We start from the raw sequence: 18,048 nt of genomic DNA on the forward strand, positions 1-18,048 counted from the left end.
CCGTGCGCGGCGTGTGCACAGGTCGGCGGGGTGGCGTGCGGGGGCACCGGCAGGACTAGGCTCAGCAAGCATGTCGACCCATGTTGGACCCATTGACGTGGAAGCCCTCCGCGCGCGGCTGGACAAGGCCGCCACCGCGGCCACCGCCGCCGGAGTGGACGCCCTGCTGATCACCCCCGGCTCGGACCTGCGCTACCTGATCGGCGCGGGCGGCTCGTCGTTCGAGCGCCTGACCTGCCTGGTGCTGCCGGTCGGCGGCACGCCCGTGCTGGTGGTGCCGAAGCTGGAGCAGCCGGGCTACGCGGGCGTCCCGACCGGGGACCTCGGTGTCGACGTGGCCACGTGGGTGGACGGCGAGGACCCGTACGCCCTGGTCCGCAAGGCCCTCAAGGGCACCGGCCGGGTCGCCGTCGCGGACATGATGCCGGCACTGCACAACCTGCGGCTGCGTGCCGCGATCGGCGGCGAGCAGGTGCTGGCCGGCCCGGTCCTGCGCGAGCTGCGGATGCGCAAGGACGCCGCCGAGGTCGCGGCGCTGCGCAAGGCGGGCGCGGCGATCGACCGCGTCCACGCGCGGGTCGGCGAGTGGCTGCGGCCGGGTCGCACCGAGGCCGAGGTGGGCGCGGACATCGCCGCCGCCATCGTGGCCGAGGGCCACGAGCTGGCGGAGTTCGTCATCGTCGGCTCCGGCCCGAACGGCGCCTCGCCGCACCACAGCCTCTCCGACCGGGTGATCGAGGCCGGTGACGTGGTGGTGGTCGACATCGGCGGCCCGGTGGCCGAGGGCTACAACTCCGACTCCACCCGGACGTACGTGCTGGGCGAGCCGCGCGACAAGGACGTGTGGGACACCTACGCCGTCCTCCAGGCCGCGCAGCGGGCGGCCGTCGAGGCGGTCAAGCCGGGCGTGACCTGCGAGGCCGTGGACGCCGCCGCCCGCGAGGTCATCGCGGACGCGGGCTTCGGCGAGAACTTCGTGCACCGCACCGGCCACGGCATCGGGCTGGACGTGCACGAGGAGCCCTACATCGTGGGCGGCAACGACCTGCCGCTGGAGGCGGGCATGGCGTTCAGCGTGGAGCCCGGCATCTACCTCCCGGGCCGGTGGGGCGCGCGGATCGAGGACATCGTGATCGCCACGGAGGACGGCGTCGAGTCCGTCAACAACCGACCCCACGAACTGGTGGTGCTGCCCGCGTGACCAACCTGGAGCCGATCGACCGGGCGATCCTGCGCGAACTGGCGGCGGACGGCCGGTGCAGCTTCACCGACCTCGCCGAGCGGGTGGGCCTGAGCGTGTCGGCCGTGCACCAGCGGGTGCGGCGGCTGGAGCAGCGCGGCGTGGTCCGCGGCTACGCCGCGCGGCTGGACGGGGCCGAGGTCGGCCTGCCGCTGACCGCGTTCATCTCGCTCACCCCGATCGACCCGGCGGCTCCGGACGACTACCCGAAGCGGCTGGAGCACCTGCCGCAGATCGAGGCGTGCTACTCGGTCGCGGGGGACGCCTCGTACGTCCTGCGCGTCCGGGTGGCGTCGCCGGCCGCCCTGGAGGAGCTGCTGCGGCAGATCCGCGAGGTGGCGAACGTGTCGACGCGTACCACCGTGGTGTTGTCCACGCCGTACGAAGACCGCCCACCGGCCGTCTAGAGCACCCGATGAGGGGGGAGCGCACGCCGTGCGCTCCCCCCTCATCGCGTTCTGTGGTTGATCAAGCCGGGGGTGCTGTGTGCGCACCGCAATCCCCGAAAGTGGCTCCCGTGTCACCGAACGGGTGATCAAGTGGTCGAGGTTGCCAGGTGGAATCCACTCCGCTTGGCCTCCATCCCAGCTGAACTGCGCTTACCGGTATGGGTCCTGCGCGTGATGATTACCGTGACGATAGCGAAAATCACTAAATAGGGTGACGTGCCGCCTCAATGTGGTTATTCGACTCGTTTAGCGGGATCTTCACCGATAACCTCTCGGTGGTTCGACACCTGAGTGTGATCGCCAGGGATTGTCGGGCGTCCGCAGGAATCCAAAGGAGAAACCTACAGTGTTGAAGAAAGCCGGTATCGTGTGTGCCGGGGTGGCCAGCATGTTCATGATCGGCGGCGCGGGCATGGCCTCCGCCGGTGAGGTCGAGGGCCACCACGACCTGGCGCCCAACAAGGTCACCCAGAAGAACTCGCTCATCGGTCTCAACGACATCAGCGTGGCCGACGGTGCGCTCAACAACGTCGCGCAGTGCGTCACGGTCACCAAGCCTCAGGTCCAGGTGCCCATCGCGCTCGTCCAGGTGCCGATCCAGGCGCAGGACATCGAGCCGGCCGTGACCCTCCCGGAGATCAACCTGCTGGGTGGTCACAACGGCGACACCACGACGGTCACCGAGACCAACGAGCAGAACGGCATCAACAACTGCGCCGGCGGCAACGGCAACGGCGCGGGCCACAACGACGACGGCGTGGGCGGCCACGGCACGCTGGTCAGCAGCGCCCAGGGCGGCGACATCGAGACCGAGGCCGGCAACCACCGCCGTCGCTGAGCGTCCCCGTCGGAGGTACCCGGCCCCACCGCTGCGCGGTGACGCCAACCAAGGGTGCCACCGGTAGGGCACGGGAGCCGGGCCCTCGGGTGAGGTGCACCGGCCACCCGTTGCCACTGCGGGCCACCCCGGAACACGGGGAGCGGCCCGTGCCCGGCGAACACCGGTTCTCCCCGGCGGAAAATCCGGGGAGAACCAGGTGATCGGGAATCGCGGTCGTTGAACCGAGTCCCGCCGACCGGCCACCGCGCCGGTCGGCGGGATTTTCCGAAATCACTCAACCAGGTCCCACGGGACCGCGTCGTAAGCCGCGTGCACCCGTGCCACGGCCTCGTCATCCACTTCGAACTCCACGTCGTCCACGCCGGCGACCGGCACGACACCGATGGAATTGGTGAGGAACGCCCCCCGGTAATCACGCAGGTCCGCCAACCGCACCACGGCCCGCCGCCCCGGCAGCACGCTTTCCAGCACCTGCATGGTGATGCCGTGCAGCCAGTCCGCGTCCGCCCACACGACGCCCGTGTCGTCGAAGAACCCGATGTTGGCGATGGACGATTCCACCACGACGCCGTCGCGCGTGGTGAGCAGCGCGTCGTCGTAACCGGCGGCCTGCGCGCGGTTGCGGTGCAGGCTCTGCCCGAACCCGCCGAGGTGCTTCACGTGCGGCAGCGGGCGCTGGTAGTCCACCGACACCAGGCGTTGCGGCGTGGCGGGCGGCGTGTGGGGTTCGCGCACCGCCACCAGCACGGCCGGCTCCTCCGGCCCGAACACGACGATCCGCACGGACGCGTCGCGGACGTCGTCGGCGAGCGCGTGGGACAGCAGCTCCCGCACCCGCGTGCCGTCCAACCCCGCCCCGTACAGCTCCCGGTGCGCCGCGTCCAGGCGGCGCAGGTGCCGGTCCAGCCCCCGCACCCGGCGGTCGCGCACCTGCATCGCCGTGAAGTGCCCGTAGTTGCCGAGCGCGGCGGGCGCCAACTGCTCGGCCGTGGCCGTACGGCCGTCGATCTCCAACCTCAGCACCGGTCGACCGTAGCGTGGCAGGAACCGAGGGTCACGGGTCGTTGCCGCCGGCCGTGCGGCGTGGGGAGGGTGGAGGAGTGGAACGCGAGGTGTTGATCGTCGGCTTCCCGGGTGCCGCGTTGCTCGACGTCGCCGGACCCGCGGACGTGTTCGGCGCGGCGGCCAAGGCTCGTGGCGGCTACCGGGTGCGGATCGCGGCCGTGGGCGGTGACTTCGACGCGTCGGGCGTGCGGCTCGCCGCCGAGGACCTGCGTGACGTGACCGGGCCGGTGGACACGCTGGTCGTGGTCGGCGGGCACGGGTTCGAGGAAGCCGCGCGGGACGTGGAGCTGGCGGAGCACCTGCGGCGACTGGCCTCGGGCTCGCGACGGGTGGCGTCGGTGTGCACCGGCACGTTCCCGCTCGCGGCGGCCGGGCTGCTGGCTGGCGCGCGGGTCACGACCCACTGGGCGTACTGCGCGCGGCTCGCCGCCGAGCACCCGTCGCTGGAGGTGGTGCCCGACGCGATCTACGTGTGCGACGGGCGGGTGGCGACGTCGGCCGGTGTCACCGCGGGCATCGACCTGGCGCTGGCGTTGCTGGAGCAGGACCACGACGCCGCCCTGGCGCGGCTGGTGGCGCGCTGGCTGGTGGTGTTCATGCAGCGGCCCGGTGGCCAGTCGCAGTTCAGCGTCCGCGCGCGGGTGCCGCCGGTGCGCGAACCCGGCCTGCGCGCGTTGCTCGACGCCATCGCCGAGGACCCGGCCGCGCCGTGGACCGTCGACCTGATGGCCCGGCGGGCGGCGATGAGCCCGCGGCACTTCGCCCGCGTGTTCCCGCGCCGGGTGGGCGTGCCGCCCGCCCGGTACGTGGAGCGGGCGCGGGTGGAGGCGGCGGCGGGTGCGTTGGAGTCCGGCGACGAGGGCCTGGACGTGGTGGCCCGGCGCAGTGGTTTCGGCTCGGCGGAGACCATGCGCCGCGCGTTCCTGCGGGTGCTCGGCGTGACGCCGGGCGGGTACCGCGACCGTTTTCGCACGACCGGAGTGGCGTGAGAGGGGAAGACCGGTGGAACTGGCTTTTGTGCTGTACCCGAACCTGACGGCGCTGGACCTGATCGGTCCGTACGAGGTGCTCGGCCACCAGGAGGGCGTGCGCGTGCGGTTCGTGGCGGCGACCCGCGACCCGGTGACGGCGGACGCGGGCCTGGTGATCACGCCGAGCGCGACGTTCGACGAGGTGGACCGCCCGGACGTGGTCGTGGTGCCGGGCAGCGGCACGTGGCAGGCCCCGCTCGCCGATGGCGTGGTGGCGCGGTGGCTGCGCGCGGTGCACCCGACCGCGACGTGGACGACGTCCGTGTGCACCGGGTCCACGTTGCTCGCGGAGGCGGGCATCCTCGACGGGCGGCCCGCCACCACGCACTGGGCGGTGCGGGACGCGTTGGCCGCGCGGGGCGCGGTGGTGCGCACGGACCGGGTGGTGCGTGACGGTGACGTGATCACGGCGGCGGGTGTGTCGGCCGGGATCGACATGGCGCTCACCCTGGTGGGGTTGATCTGGGGCGACGACCGGGCGCGGTTCACGCAGCTCGCGGTGGAGTACGCGCCGGAGCCGCCGTACGACTCGGGCTCGCCGGAGACCGCCCCGCCCGAGATGGTCGCCCTGGCCCGCTCGCTGATGCGGACCTGAGGGGCGAACCACGGGGGTGGGGCGGGTAACAACCTGGTGTGCCACCGGGATGTCGTGTCGACAGACCGCCGCGGTGGCGTAGTTTCTGCGCGCCACCACCATCCCGGTGGACTCGTCGCAGCAAGGGTTGTGAGCCAGTGGACGTCGGTGCCCCGCACGGGATCCGGTTCCGCTTCGAGGCGGGGCTGCTCCGCGCCGTGCTGCTCGACGTGCACGGCAAGCCGCCGTTGGTGCTCGCGGAGCACGGCACGGCGGGCCACAGCACGCGGGACCTCACGGAGGAGCGCTCCGGGTCGGCGATCCGCGCGGAGCTGCGCCTGCGGTTCGAGCTTCCCTCACCCGCGTGGTGGCGGCTCGACGTCGGCGCGTCGGGGGTGGCGACCGCGGACGGGGTGGCGTTCACCCTGCCCGACGAGGTCGTGCTGCACGTGGCGAGTGCGGCACCGGTCGCCGCCGTGCCCGGTGGGGCGGAGGTGCGGTTCCCGGCGGGGCCCGGCGAGCTGACGCTGGCGGTGGTCAGCACGCCGCTGTTCGGCGTCGGTGACACGGTGGTCGTCTGCCGGCCGGACCAGGTGCGGGCGGCGGCGGTCGTGGTGTCGTGCCTGCCCGCGGACCGGTTCACGCCGGTTGTGCCGATCGTTCCGCCGGTGTCCGGAGTGGACGGCGGCCACCACCCGCGGCTGGCCGGGTTGCTGGCCGCGACGGGCGTGCGCCGGGCGGCGTTCCTGTGCGAACCGGACCCCGCGAGCGCCGAGCTGTTCGACGGCATGACCCGGGTCCGGCTCACCGACGACCCCGGGTCGACCACCGCGGCGTGGCGGGCGTTGCGCGCCGGTGAGCCGGAGCCGCTGGACGTGCCGCCGGCCGTCGACCCGACCGCCGCCCTGTTCACGGCGTTGCGGTTGGGCCGACCGCTGCGGTTCACGCCCGACGCGCCGGACCTGCCGTTCGCCGAGCACAACCCGAACGGCGGCGAAGCCGTGCTGGTGGAGGACCACGGCACGGTCGACGCGTTGGTCGCCGCCTGCTACGCGCACCACCGGGACGCACGCCTGGTGATCACACCGCCACCCGACCTGGCCGACGTGCGCCGTGTCGTGGCGCAGGAACAGGAACGGGTCGCCGCCGCCGCACGTGCCATCGGCGACGCGGTGAAGGGCATCGGGTTCGTGGAAGCCCTGTGGCGCTACCTGTCCACCGGTGATCACGACCCCTACGCGGAGGTCGAGGCGGTGGTGACCGCGCAGGTGCCGGCAACGGCTGTGGCCGAGGTCGGCGACCGGCGGCTCACCGCGTTCACCACCGGTCTGCCGTACCCGTTCGTGCGGACCGAAAGCGGGAACTGGGCCCGAAAACCCATCGGGCACGTCGTGGCGGACCCGACCCCGGTGGTGCTGACCGAGCTGCACGCCGCCGGTGCGGCCCGGTCGCCCGGCGCGTTCAGCCTGGTGTTCGACACCGACCCGCACCGGGTGGTGGACGGGCCGACCGGCCACATCGGGCACTTCACGCACCCCGTGGTGCTGTCCGGCGCGGACGCGTCGGTCGACGCGTTGCGCGAGCTGGCCGCCGCCCTGCCGGTGGAGCTGGTCTTCTTCAACACCCACGACGGCGACGGGATCGTGCTGGGTGACGAGGAGCTGTCGGAGCCGCCGCACCTGCCGCACCGGCCGATCGTGTTCAACAACTCGTGTCGCTCGTGGACGGACCTGGCCCGGGAGTTCGGCCGGGCGGGCGCGCGCGGCTACGTGGGCGCGCTGTGGCCGATCCCGCCGAACCTCGCCGCCGGCTTCGCGCGCACGGTCCTGCGGCGGCTGACCACCGAGGAGCTGCCCGCCGCGCACGCCGTGGTCGGCACCGGCACGCCGGGCGGCGTCGAGCGGGCCTACCTGTACGCGGGCACGGTCAACGGCCGGCTGGACGAGTGGCGTGACCGGTCCACAACGGACGGTGCGGCGGCGCTCACCGCGGCGGCGCTGCTGGCGGGTGCGGACGTCGGCGAGGCACGCCGGCCGGTGCTGCGCCGGGCGATGGCCGCGGCACGTGCCGCCGCCGAGCGGGCGGGCGCGACGGATCACCCGGCGTACGCGGACGCGCTGCTGGACGGGCTGGCGGTGGCGGACGACGACGTCGAGGCGGCGGCGTTGCTGGCGCGGCTGGACGACGTGCTGCCCGCGCTCGACCTCCCCGCGGCCGAGGTGGGCGCGCGGTGGGCGCGTCGGCACCGGTTGACCGGTGCGCGGCACGAGGAGCGCGGGGAATACGACGAGGCGTTGGCGGACTTCGAACGGTGCGTGGGGTGGGGCGAGGCGTGCCGGGACCGGGCGGACGTGCTGCTGCGCATGGCGCGGCTGCTCGCCCACCGGGGCAGACCGGAGGAGGCGCGGCAGGCCGCGCTGGAGGCGCGGGACGCGTTCCGGGCGAGCGGTGGCCGAGCCCGGCTGATGGAGGCGATCGGCGTGCTGGGTGAGCTGAGCGGTGACGACCACGAGGCGGCGGCGCGGTACGCCGCCGAGGGGCACGACCTCGCGGTGGAACTGGCGGACCGGCCGCGGCAGGCCGCGTTCAAGCTGGCGGAGTGCGTGCGGCTGCGCCGGGCGGGCGACCCGGCCGGCGCGGTCGAGGCCGGTGCGCGTGCCGCGGAGCTGTTCCGCGTGGCGGGCGACGTGCGGTCGGAGCTGGCGGCGGTGCGGGAACTCGTCGGTTGCCACCGCGACCTCGGGGACCTGGCCGCCGCACGCGACCGGGCGATCGCCGGCGTGGCGCTGGCCGAGCGGCTGGCACCCGCGGACCTGGCGACGTGCCTGGACGAGCTGGGCCGCGTGCTGACGGCGCGCGGTGAGCACGCGCAGGCGCTGGAGCACTACCGGCACGCCGTGGAGCTGCTGGTGGCCAAGGGGGAGTGGCGGCAGGGCGCGGCGCTGCTGCCGAACCTGGCGGTGGGCGCGGTCCGCGCCGGTGACCCGGGCGCGCTCTGGACCACGGCCCTGTGCGGCGGCCTGATCTGCGAACTCGCCTCGCACGACACGTGGTCGTCGGTCGTCCCGCTGGTGGTGGACTCCATGAAGCGGGCCATCGAGACCGGTCCCCGCGAGCTGACCGAGCGCGGCATGACGGATTTCGCGCACGCGGTGACCACCGGCGACCGGGACGGGATGCCGTTCCAGGTGGGCGTGCTGGCCGACGTCGTGGTGGTGTTGCTGGCGTGGCTGATGGACCGCGTCGACCACGAGATCGTCGCGTTCGCCCGCGAGCTGGACCGCACCACGGCCGGTGTGCTCGCGCTGGAGCACTACATCTCGGTGCCGTCCGCGAACCGGGTGCGGGCCGCCGTCGGGTAGTTCGCGCCGGTGCGCGGGTAGTGCTCGCGGTACGCGGTGAGGTGGCCCCACGGCGTGGTCACGGACTCGGCGGCGAACAGGCCGTGCGCCAGGGCCCGCGCGAACACGTGCCGGGCCGCCGCGAGCACGGTTCCCGTTGGCGCGTCGTGGGTCCCGGTGGACGCGGCGAACACCGCGTCGCCGTCCGGCAGCCCGTGGGCGGGGCGCACGGCCAGGGCCAGCCCGTCCTGGCCCGCGGCGGCCAGCGCGTACGTCGCGGGCAGCCGCGCGTTGGTCGCGACCACGCCGATCACCGTGTTGAACGGGCGGCGGAAGACGGGCAGCGGTTTCGCCAGGTCGTCGCCCGCCGCCGCCGGGAACTCGCCGGGCAGGCCGAGCGGCGCGGCGAACGGCAGGCCGGTGACCGGGTCGACGGACCGCCCCGCCGCGTTGAGCGCCGCGATCGCGCCGACCACCACGCCGCCGCCGAGTGCGGCGCTCGCCGTGCCGGTACCGCCCTTCAGGGCCGCGTTGAGCGCGCCCGTGCCCGCGCCGACGTTGCCCTGCGCCACCTCGGAACCCGCCGCGCGCACGGCTTCCGCGCCGAGGTCGGGTGTCGGGTGGGCGTGGAAGTCACCGCCCCGGCCGAGGTCGAACAACGCGGCGGCGGGCACCGGCGTGCCCAGGACGCGGGCCGCGCCGTCGGCCGCCGCCAGCCCGTAGGCCGAGCCGCCGGTGAGCAGCAGCCCCCGCGCCTCCCGGCCGCCGTGGCGGGCGTCCAGGGCGGCGGTGTCCCGCGTCGCGGGCGCTCCGCCCCGGACGTCCACCGCGCACGTCGTGCCGGGCGGCAGGAGGACGGCGGTGACGCCGGTCAGCGCACCGCCGCCGATCCGGGTGGCGTGCCCGACCAGCACGCCCGGCACGTCGGTGATCGCGTTGCGCACGGCCCGATGCTACGTCCGGTCCACCAACCGGCCGCCGATCTCCCGCACCACCGACACCAGCAGGTCGATGTCGTCGGCCGTGGTCCGCCAGTTCACGATCGCCGGCCGCAACGCCACCACGCCCCGGTACGTGGTGGTGCCCGCGTACACGCGGCCGTCCGCCACCAGCTCCTCGCCGAGCCGCCGGTTCAGCTCGTCCAGGTCCGCCTTGGGCACGCCCGGCGGCCGGTACCGGAAGCACACCACGAACAGGTTCACCGGGGCGAGCAGCTCCAGGTCGGCGGAGTCGCGCACGGCGTCGCCGAGCCGGACCGCCAGGTCGCGGTGCCGCTCCACCATCGCGCGGTGCCCGGAGCGCCCGTACGCGCGCAGCGTCGCCCAGATCGGCAGCGCCCGCGCCCGGCGCGACGACTCGGGGCCCAGGTTGTTGTAGTTGATGAACTCGTCGTCCGGCTCGGGCAGGTACGCGGCGTTCCACGAGCCGAAGGCGCGGCCGAGCGCGGACGGTTCCCGCACGAAGGCGAACCCGCTCTCGTACGGCACGTTCAGCCACTTGTGCCCGTCGGCGGCCAGCGAATCGGCACGCTCGATGCCACGCACCAGGTGCGCGGTGTGCGGGGACAACGCCGCGAACAACCCGAACGCGCCGTCCACGTGCAGCCACGCGCCGTGCCGCCGCGCCAGGTCGGCCATCTCGTCCACCGGGTCGAAATCACCCGCGTTGACCTCGCCCGCGTTGGCGATCAGCACCGCCGGACCCGTGTCGGCCAGCAGGCGGTCCAGCGCGGCCACGTCGAGGCGGCCCGCGTCGTCCCGGGTGACGGTCCGCACGGTGTCGCGGCCCAGCCCCAGCAGCTGGAGCGCCTTGCGGCTGCTCGCGTGCACGTACCCGCTGGAGAACACGGGCATCCGGGGCAGCCCGGCCAACCCGTCCGCCGTCACGTCCACGCCGTGCCTGCCCGCCCACCAGTGCCGGGCGCACGCCAGCCCGGTGAGGTTCGCGAAGGTGGCGCTCGGGGTGAGCACGCCGCCGTGGCCGGCGGGCAGCCCGAACATCTCCTTGAGCCACCGCAGCACGGTCGTCTCGGCCTGCGCGGCCAGCGGCGAGGTCAGCCACAGGCCCGCCGCCTGGTCCAGCAGGGAGGTGACCCAGTCGCCCGCCTGCGCGGCGGGCGTCGCGCCGCCGACCACGAAGTGGAAGAACCGCGGCCCGGACGAGTGGGTGGCCGCCCGCGTGCCGATCCGCAGCAGGTCCGACACCGCCGTCATGGTGCCGTCGCCGTCCTCCGGCAACGGCCCGTCGAGTTCCTTGAGCAGGTGGGCGTGCGTCCGGTCGCGCACCGGCTGGTGCGGCAGCGCGGCCAGGTACGGCCCGGCGGCGCGCGCCACCATCCCCAGCGCCTCGGCGGCGTCGTCCCGAGCGGTCAGTGGATCACCCATTGGGGCAGGGTAGACGCCCGGTGCGGCGTGGTGGAGCGGCTTCAGCGGAACCGGCGCTCGCCCGCTTCGACCGGCGCCGTGAGCACGTTGCCCGGCGGCGGCACGGGGCAGGTGCCGTAGGGCGTGAAGGCGGACGGCAGGTTCAACGCCCGGTTGAAGTCCAGCCGCACGCGGCCGGCCGCGGGCTTCGGCGCGGTCAGCACCCGCCACCGCGCGGTGGTGTCGCCGTTGGTCGGGTCGTGGAACAGGGCCTGCACCTCGTCGCCGGACGCGTGCAGCAGCAGTTCCTGCGGCGTGCCGCCGAGCGCGAACCGGGCCACGCCCACCGCCGCGAGGTGGTGCTCCAGCCCGTCGCGGGCCGCGCCCACCACGACGGGCCGCGGTGCGGCGAACGCCTCGAACTCCGCGTCCACCACCCACTCCGGCCGCACCTCGAACGCGGGCACGCCGGTGAAGGCGGCCAGGTCCGGGTGGCGCGGGTCGCGCACCCGGAGCCCGTAGCGGCCGGAGCGCAGCAGGACCTCCACCCGCACGCCGTGCGCGCCGTCGACCAGCGTCGAGGCCGCCTCGGCGAGCACGTGTTCGGCGGTGCCGTCGTGGGCCGACGTGCCGTCCGTGCTCCACTCGCCCGGCACGTCCGGGAACGTGCGGGGCGTGGCGTCCAGCCAGTGCAGCGCGGTCACGCTGAGCCAGCCGTGCGGGTCACGCAGGGCCTCCTCGCGCTCGCCGTGCCACGCCGCCCACTCCGCCGCCAACGTCCCGGTCATCGCCGTCCTCCCTCGGGTTCGTACGACGGCGAATCAACCACGGTCGGGCGAGGGGCACCACCGCGTCCACATGCTGATCGGGTCAGCGGTGGTCGTCGCGCTCCCGCCGCACGGTCACCTTGCGGCCCTTGATGGTCGCGCCGCGCAGGGCGGCGATCACCTGCTGCGCGGCCCCGTCCGGCACCTCCACCAGGGAGAACCGGTCGGCGATCTCGATCGCGCCGATCTCGCGGCCGTGCAGCCGGGCCTCGCCCGCGATCGCGCCCACCAGGTCCTGCGGCCGGATGCCCGCGCTGCGGCCCGCGCCGACGAACAGCCGGGTCATGCCCGCCGTGGGGCGGCGCGGCTTGCGCTCGCGGCGCGGTTCGCCGCCGGTGCCGCCGCGGCGGTCCGGGCGCGGCGTGTACTCGGGGATCTCCTCCTCCTCGTCGGCCGCCGCGCCACTGGACTCGTGGGCGAGCTTCACGGCCGCGAGGGCGATCTCCATGACGTCGAACTCGTCGGCCAGCGTCTCCACCACGACCCGGAAGCCCTCCAGGTCGTCCTCCAGCAGGCTCTCGTGCAACGCCGCGCGGGTCAGCTCCAGCCGCCGGGCACGCAGGTCCGCGACGGTGGGCACCTTCTCCACCTGGATGCGCTGCTTGGTGACGCGCTCGATGGTCTTGAGCATCCCGTGCTCGCGCGGCTCGGCCAGGGTGATCGCGACACCTTCGCGGCCGGCCCGGCCGACGCGCCCGATGCGGTGCACGTAGGACTCCGGCGCGGACGGCACGTTGTAGTTCACGACGTGCGTCAACTGCTCGACGTCCAGGCCGCGGGCCGCCACGTCGGTCGCCACGAGCAGGTCGGCGGTGCCGTTGCGCAGCCGCGCCATGACCCGGTCGCGCTGCTCCTGGCTGATGCCGCCGTGCAGGGACTCCGCGCGGTAACCGCGGCCGTTGAGGGTTTCGGTGAGCTGGTCGACCTCGTCGCGGGTGCGGCAGAACACGATGGCCGCGGTGGGCGCCTCCACGTCCAGCACGCGACCGAGGGCGGCGGGCTTGTGGGCACGCGGCACGACGTACGCGCTCTGCCGCACGCGTGGCGCCTCGCCCGGCTCGGTCTGCTCGCGGCCGATGGTGATGCGCACCGGGTCGGTGAGGTGCTGGCGGGCCAGGCGGTCGATGCGGGGCGGCATGGTCGCGGAGAACAACACGGTCTGCCGCTGCGGCGGGGTCTCGGCGAGGATCGCGTCCAGGTCCTCGGCGAAGCCCATGTCCAGCATCTCGTCGGCCTCGTCGAGGACGACGACCTCCAGCTTCTCCAGCTTGAGCGTGCCCCGGTTGAGGTGGTCCACGGCCCGGCCGGGCGTGGCCACGACGACGTCCACGCCCTGCTCCAGCACGCGCAGCTGCCGCCCGATGGGCTGGCCGCCGTAGATCGGGAGCACCCGCGCGCCCAGCTCGCGGCCGTAGCGGTGCACCGCCTCGGACACCTGCACGGCCAGTTCGCGGGTGGGCACCAGCACGAGCGCGAACGGCTCGGGGTCGGTGCGCCCGCCCGCCGCCATGCGCTCCAGCACGGGCAGGGCGAACGCGGCGGTCTTGCCGGTGCCGGTCGCGGCCTGGCCGAGCAGGTCGCGGCCGGTGGCCAGCGGCGGGATGGCCTCCCGCTGGATGGGGGTGGGTTCCTCGTAGCCGAGTCCGGAGAGCGCCCGCAGCAGTTCGGGGCGGAGCCCGAGGTCGGCGAAGCTGGTCCTGTCGTCGTCGGGCGCGTCGGCGGTCATGGGGTCAAGTTTCGCTGATCGCCCGTGAACCGCTCGGCGAGGGGTGCTCCGCCACCCGTTCGCCACCGCATTCGTGATTCCGATCACGGCCCCATTTCCCGCGATTCTCCCGAACCGCGGGAAATGAGCGCCGTGATCGGCTATGGCGGAAAGGAAATGTCGCCGGGTGCGGCTGATCAGGCGTCGCGGCGGCGGTCCCGGACCTCGGGGAGCGGTCGGAAGCCCGCCGACCGGTAGGTGGCGACCGCGGCGGTGTTGCGGCTCGGCGTGCAGACGACCGCGCTCGACGCGCCCATCGCCCGCAGCACACCGGCCGCGGCGGTGTTGCGGCTCGGCGTGCAGACGACCGCGCTCGACGCGCCCATCGCCCGCAGCACACCGGCCGCGGCGGCGGTGATCGCCCGGCCGTGGCCGTGACCGCGGTGCTCCCGGTGCACGCCCATCGGTTCGAGCAGGCCCGGCTTGCCCGGACCAGCCGACCACACGGTCGCCACCGCCACCGCCTCACCCCGGTCGTCACGTGCGAGCAGGCACCGCGCGTCGGCGTAGGTCGGCCCGGCGGCCATCGCGTGCCAGTGCCCGTCGGTGAACGTCGACCCGTCGAACGCCGCCCGCTGCACGGCGGCCCGCGTGCCCGCACCCGCCGGTCCGACCACCTCGACCCGCACGCCGGGGTCGGGCACCGGGTCCGCGAGGTCGAGGCGCAGGGGTGTCCACGGCTCGTCGTCCTGCCAGCCGTGCTCGCCCAGCACGTCGTGGAGCAACGCGTCCGCCGGCGCTTCGATGAACACCTCGCCCCCGGGCAGCACGCCGCGAGCCGGCTCGCCCACGTCGTGGGCGATGCGGTGCGCCAACTCCCCGTCCCGCCGGGCGTCCGGCGCCGTCGTGAGCCGCAGCAGGTCGGGACCGTCCAGCAGGCCGACCGCGAGCACCCGCCCGTCCCGGCTCCAGGTCCGCACCGCCGAGGCCGCCGCCGCCTCGCCGAAGCGCCGGAACCAGCCCAGGTCGCCGGGGTGCAGTTGCATCGGCGCGTCGGGGTGCTGCCACTCCCGCAGCGCGTCCACCGCCACGCGCAGCTCGTTCGTCCCCGGTGTGGTCAACCTGATCGTCACGCCGCCGATGACACACCACGGCACCGGCCGACCGCACCCCGGTTTCCGGTGTGCCGGACCGAAGTCGGTCGGGGCCGCGCCCGCGGCACCCGTGGCATCCTGCGGTGGGCGCACTTCTCGCAACAGGGAAGGGGGATGTCCCATGCGTGGAACCAATCGAACGCCGCGCCTGCTCGTCGCATCGCTCGCCGCGGCGTTGCTGGGCGGCGTGGCCGTCGCACCGCCGGCGGTGGCCGCTCCGGTCGAGGTGGGTCTGACCTACCGGTGCGCGCTGCCGGGCGGTCAGGACATCGCGGTGCGGGCGCGGGTCACGGTCGGCCTGCCCGACGACGTGCCGTGGAAGCCGAACAGCGTGCCGTTCGGCACCGACACGTTCATCGACGTGGACCTGGTGCTCGGCGGCGACCAGCGGGCACTGGGCGCGGGCGGGCTGCGCCTGGACGGCGACAGCACCGCGAAGCTCGACGCGCGCATCACCGGCCCGAGCGGTGACCGGACGACCACGGCGGACCTGACCTTCGCCCCGACCCGGATCGGGTCGGGCGTGCCGGAGCTGCGCGCGGCGGGCGGCTTCCCGGCGCTACGCCTCAACCGGGAGGGCGGGCACGAGGTCCGGCTGGGCGGGCTGGAGCTGGTGCTGCGGCCGGAGCTGCCGGACGGGACACCGCGCGGGCGCGTCGAGTCGACCTGCGTGCCCGAACCCGGTCAGGACACCCTGGTGGGGAGCCTGTCGGTGGACGGCATCATCCTCGAACGGCCGTTCCGGCCGACCGAGTTGCGGATCACGGCCACGTCGCCGACCACCGCGACCCTGGCGTGGCACGCGGTGCCGTGGTGGTTCGAGACCGCGGGCTACGAGGTGTTCGTGGACGGGCAGCAGGTCGCCTACGTCCCGGACAAGCAGGTCGAACTCACGGGCCTGGCGGCGGAGAGCCAGCACCGGGTGAAGGTCGTGACCCGGGACGTGCACGGCTACCGGTCCCCGCCGAGCCGGGGCCTGGTCTTCACGACCGCGTCCCGGTGAGCCACCGCCGCCCGAGCCGCGTGCCGGCTCGGGCGGCGGCTCAGGCGACGCGTTCGGCGTTGTCCGCGAGCTTGAGGCACAGGTGGCGCAGCAGGCCCAGCTCGTCGGCGGTGAACCCGCGGAACAACGCGTTCATCGCGACCTCGGACGGCCGCCGGAACGCCGTGACCCACTCCTCGCCCGCCGCGGTGATCCGGGCGCGGACCGAGCGGCGGTCGCTCTCGTGCGGCACGCGTTCGGCGAGGCCGTCCCGTTCCAGGGTGTCCAGCAGGCCGGTGGCGTTGCGCGGGCTCACGCCCGCCGCGGCGGCGAGTTCCCCGACGCTCAGGCCGGTCGTGCCCGCGACGCTGAGCCGGATCAGCAGGTCGAGCGCGCCGGAACTCAGACCGCGGCTGTCGGAACCGCGGGAGCGCAGGCGTTCCACGGTGGTGGCGGCGGTGCGGACGGCGGCGGCGGCTTCGACGGCGAGCGTGTCGCCGCCGCCGGTGAAGTGCGTCATGGCGGCGCGGACGGAGGGTGTGTAGAGCATGCCCTGTTCATCTACTTCATTCATAGTGAAGTAATACTTTATTACGTACTTCCGGATCTCGCAAGCAGGTGCGGAGAACCGAAGCGGCCACTCCGGTCGGGGCGGGGCGGAGCCGATTCCGGTGTCGGGGGTGGCATCGCGACGCGCCCCCGTTCGCCCGGTCGGCCCAAGCCGGGCGCAACGCGGCACCGGAGGAGACGACACCGCGCGCCGCGCAGTCCTAAGTGGAGGGCAGCCGGACGGGTGTGCGACCTCGGCGAGGCGCACGGGTGCGACGAGAGCAGGGCAGGCGGATGGATCTCCCCACCGATCGTTCCGGTTCGCGCTCCCCGGGAACACCGCACCGCCCCGCGCCCAGCGGGCACTCCGCGCACCTCGCACCCGGCCTCAACCCCGCGGACCACCCCGAACGCCGGGGGCGCGGTCACCGGGGCGAACGCGCTTCGGGAAGCCGGAGTCGACGTGGCGGACCCCACGCCGCGTCGACCGACCCTGGACGACGTGTCCGGATCTCCGGTCGGCCACCCGACCACGCGGTAGCGGACCCACCGAGCAGGAAGGAAACCGCCTTGTCCCAACGGTTTGCGAACTTCGCGGGCAGCCGGGCGCTGTCCCTGGGCAGGCATCGGCCCACCAGCGGGCACCGGGGGGCGCGGTCATGACCGACCTGCTGCTCCGAACGGGCCACGTGGTGCTGGTGCTGGCGGTGGTGTTGTTGGCCGCCCACCTCGGGCGCCTGGTTGCGCGTGCCGTCCGCCAGCCCGAGGTCATCGGCGAGATCCTGGCGGGCATCCTGACCGTGCCCGTCGTGCTCGCCGCGGCCGGTCCGGGCGGGCTCGCCGCGGTCCTGCCGACGGGTGTCGTCGGATCGCTCAAGGTCATCGGCGAGATCGGCCTCGTGCTGTTCCTGGTCGGCGTGGCGCACGAACTGCGGCACGGCGAGTCCGGTCTCGGGGCGAAGGCCGTCGGCTGGGTCACCGTCGGGTCGTTCGTGCCCGCCCTGCTGACCGGTCTCACGATGGCGGCCTGGGTGTTGTTCGCCGCCGGCCCCGACCTGCGCGGCACCGCGCCCGCGCCGGCCCTGGTGCTCATGGTCGCGGTGGCGTTCAGCGTGACCGCGGTACCGGTGCTGGCCCGCATCCTGGAGGACCGGCGGATGGTGGACACCCCGCCGGGCAGGCTCTCCATGGCCGCCGCCGTGGTCACCGACTCCGCCGCGTGGCTGCTGCTGGTCGTCGCGGTCGGCATCAACGGCGGCGTCCTGGTGTCGCTCGTGCTGCTCGTGCTCGGCATCGCGGCGACCGTGACCGGCCGGCTGCTGCTGCGCCGCCGCACCGCCACCTCCGCCGCACAGCGCTTCCCGAAGTCGACGGCGGTGGCCGTCGCCGCCTTGGCGCTGCTCGCCGCGTTCGCGTTCGAGCACTGGGGGATGACCGCCGTGTTCGGCGCGTTCGTGATCGGCCTCGCGTTGCCGGCCGGTCCGTGGACGGCCGTCGTGCGACCCCTGATGCGCTTCGGTCGACTGCTGGTGCCGGTGTTCTTCGTCGTCGCGGGTTTCGGGCTGGCGAACGCGCCGCGTGCCGACATCCCGTGGCTCGCGATGCTGCTGGCCATCGTGCTCGCCGTCGTCGGCAAGGTCGGCGGCAGCTACCTCGGCGCGCGGCTCGGCCGCCAGGACCGCCGCACGGCGCTCGTCATCGGCATCCTGATGAACACCCGCGGCCTGACCGAGATCGTCGTGCTCCAGGCCGGGTACAGCGCCGGGTTGCTGCCCGTCGGGCTGTTCTTCGCCCTCGTGGTGATGGCCTTGTTCACCACCGCGATGACCGGACCCCTGCTGTCCCTGGTGGAGCGCCGCGCACCCCTCGCACCCCGGCCGCCCGCGGTCCCGCGCCGCCGCGGCTAGGGCCCGCCGGCCCGGCGGGG

The 18,048-nt window shown here is 74.4% G+C and carries 15 protein-coding genes; 8 read left to right on the forward strand and 7 right to left on the reverse strand.

The features are described from left to right. The first annotated feature begins 70 nt into the window (after window positions 1-70). The 3 genes from KZQ38_RS11035 to KZQ38_RS11045 all read left to right on the forward strand — a co-directional run bounded on the left by KZQ38_RS11035 (window position 71) and on the right by KZQ38_RS11045 (window position 2,527). Complete coding sequence (locus KZQ38_RS11035; protein ID WP_219440852.1) at window positions 71-1,201, forward strand: M24 family metallopeptidase; 1,131 nt, start codon at window positions 71-73, stop codon at window positions 1,199-1,201. Further along, entirely contained in the window at window positions 1,198-1,647 is a 450-nt protein-coding gene (locus tag KZQ38_RS11040) for an Lrp/AsnC family transcriptional regulator (RefSeq protein WP_219440854.1), read from the forward strand. Before KZQ38_RS11035 ends, KZQ38_RS11040 begins: the two co-directional genes overlap by 4 nt. A 421-nt stretch (window positions 1,648-2,068) precedes the next feature. After that, on the forward strand, window positions 2,069-2,527 hold the full coding sequence (locus tag KZQ38_RS11045; protein WP_219440856.1) for a hypothetical protein: 459 nt from the start codon (window positions 2,069-2,071) through the stop codon (window positions 2,525-2,527). A 273-nt stretch (window positions 2,528-2,800) separates the two neighbouring features. On the opposite strand, the gene KZQ38_RS11050 is transcribed toward KZQ38_RS11045, so the two are convergent. Then, entirely contained in the window at window positions 2,801-3,553 is a 753-nt protein-coding gene (locus KZQ38_RS11050; RefSeq protein WP_219440858.1) for an aminotransferase class IV, read from the reverse strand. Between the two features lie 77 nt (window positions 3,554-3,630). Here KZQ38_RS11050 and KZQ38_RS11055 point away from each other — a divergent pair, with 77 nt between their 5' ends. From KZQ38_RS11055 to KZQ38_RS11065, 3 genes are all read left to right on the forward strand, one after another. Then, on the forward strand, window positions 3,631-4,584 hold the full coding sequence (locus KZQ38_RS11055; RefSeq protein WP_219440859.1) for a GlxA family transcriptional regulator: 954 nt from the start codon (window positions 3,631-3,633) through the stop codon (window positions 4,582-4,584). A gap of 13 nt (window positions 4,585-4,597) precedes the next feature. Beyond that, on the forward strand, window positions 4,598-5,221 hold the full coding sequence (locus tag KZQ38_RS11060; protein ID WP_219440861.1) for a DJ-1/PfpI family protein: 624 nt from the start codon (window positions 4,598-4,600) through the stop codon (window positions 5,219-5,221). A 137-nt stretch (window positions 5,222-5,358) separates the two neighbouring features. Beyond that, entirely contained in the window at window positions 5,359-8,562 is a 3,204-nt protein-coding gene (locus KZQ38_RS11065) for a tetratricopeptide repeat protein (RefSeq protein WP_219440864.1), read from the forward strand. Here KZQ38_RS11065 and KZQ38_RS11070 read toward each other — a convergent pair. The 5 genes from KZQ38_RS11070 to KZQ38_RS11090 all read right to left on the reverse strand — a co-directional run bounded on the left by KZQ38_RS11070 (window position 8,514) and on the right by KZQ38_RS11090 (window position 14,569). Beyond that, window positions 8,514-9,485, reverse strand: coding sequence for a P1 family peptidase (locus KZQ38_RS11070; RefSeq protein WP_219440866.1), 972 nt, complete (start codon window positions 9,483-9,485; stop codon window positions 8,514-8,516). The two genes, KZQ38_RS11065 and KZQ38_RS11070, sit on opposite strands and share 49 nt — an antisense overlap. 9 nt (window positions 9,486-9,494) lie before the next feature. Beyond that, the gene (locus KZQ38_RS11075) at window positions 9,495-10,925 is read right to left on the reverse strand and encodes a pyridoxal phosphate-dependent decarboxylase family protein (RefSeq protein WP_219440868.1); all 1,431 of its coding nucleotides are present in this window, start codon (window positions 10,923-10,925) and stop codon (window positions 9,495-9,497) included. Between the two features lie 41 nt (window positions 10,926-10,966). Continuing rightward, window positions 10,967-11,692: a DUF1684 domain-containing protein gene (locus tag KZQ38_RS11080; protein ID WP_219440870.1), complete on the reverse strand. Its 726-nt coding sequence runs from the start codon at window positions 11,690-11,692 to the stop codon at window positions 10,967-10,969. 82 nt (window positions 11,693-11,774) lie between these two features. Continuing rightward, window positions 11,775-13,457, reverse strand: a complete 1,683-nt coding sequence (locus KZQ38_RS11085) for a DEAD/DEAH box helicase (RefSeq protein WP_219440872.1) — start codon at window positions 13,455-13,457, stop codon at window positions 11,775-11,777. Between the two features lie 176 nt (window positions 13,458-13,633). Then, window positions 13,634-14,569: a GNAT family N-acetyltransferase gene (locus KZQ38_RS11090; RefSeq protein WP_308258345.1), complete on the reverse strand. Its 936-nt coding sequence runs from the start codon at window positions 14,567-14,569 to the stop codon at window positions 13,634-13,636. Between the two features lie 142 nt (window positions 14,570-14,711). Here KZQ38_RS11090 and KZQ38_RS11095 point away from each other — a divergent pair, with 142 nt between their 5' ends. Continuing rightward, entirely contained in the window at window positions 14,712-15,593 is an 882-nt protein-coding gene (locus KZQ38_RS11095; protein WP_219440876.1) for a fibronectin type III domain-containing protein, read from the forward strand. Between the two features lie 40 nt (window positions 15,594-15,633). On the opposite strand, the gene KZQ38_RS11100 is transcribed toward KZQ38_RS11095, so the two are convergent. Next, window positions 15,634-16,146 carry a MarR family winged helix-turn-helix transcriptional regulator gene (locus KZQ38_RS11100; protein WP_219440877.1) on the reverse strand — a complete coding sequence of 171 codons (513 nt, stop codon included), beginning with the start codon at window positions 16,144-16,146 and terminating at the stop codon, window positions 15,634-15,636. A 634-nt stretch (window positions 16,147-16,780) separates the two neighbouring features. On the opposite strand from KZQ38_RS11100, the gene KZQ38_RS11105 reads away from it, so the two are divergent. Beyond that, window positions 16,781-18,028 (forward strand): cation:proton antiporter, encoded by a 1,248-nt coding sequence (locus KZQ38_RS11105; RefSeq protein ID WP_219440879.1) that lies wholly within the window; start codon window positions 16,781-16,783, stop codon window positions 18,026-18,028. Window positions 18,029-18,048 lie beyond the last annotated feature (20 nt).

This window comes from Saccharothrix obliqua (genome assembly GCF_019375475.1).
Lineage (GTDB): Bacteria > Actinomycetota > Actinomycetes > Mycobacteriales > Pseudonocardiaceae > Actinosynnema > Actinosynnema obliqua.

Coding starts and splice junctions, on each gene's coding strand:
- KZQ38_RS11035 (WP_219440852.1), top strand. CDS start 71: ATGTCGACCCATGTTGGACCCATTGACGTGGAAGCCCTCCGCGCGCGG.
- KZQ38_RS11075 (WP_219440868.1), bottom strand. CDS start 10,925: ATGGGTGATCCACTGACCGCTCGGGACGACGCCGCCGAGGCGCTGGGG.
- KZQ38_RS11080 (WP_219440870.1), bottom strand. CDS start 11,692: ATGACCGGGACGTTGGCGGCGGAGTGGGCGGCGTGGCACGGCGAGCGC.
- KZQ38_RS11085 (WP_219440872.1), bottom strand. CDS start 13,457: ATGACCGCCGACGCGCCCGACGACGACAGGACCAGCTTCGCCGACCTC.
- KZQ38_RS11095 (WP_219440876.1), top strand. CDS start 14,712: ATGCGTGGAACCAATCGAACGCCGCGCCTGCTCGTCGCATCGCTCGCC.
- KZQ38_RS11100 (WP_219440877.1), bottom strand. CDS start 16,146: ATGAATGAAGTAGATGAACAGGGCATGCTCTACACACCCTCCGTCCGC.
- KZQ38_RS11105 (WP_219440879.1), top strand. CDS start 16,781: ATGACCGACCTGCTGCTCCGAACGGGCCACGTGGTGCTGGTGCTGGCG.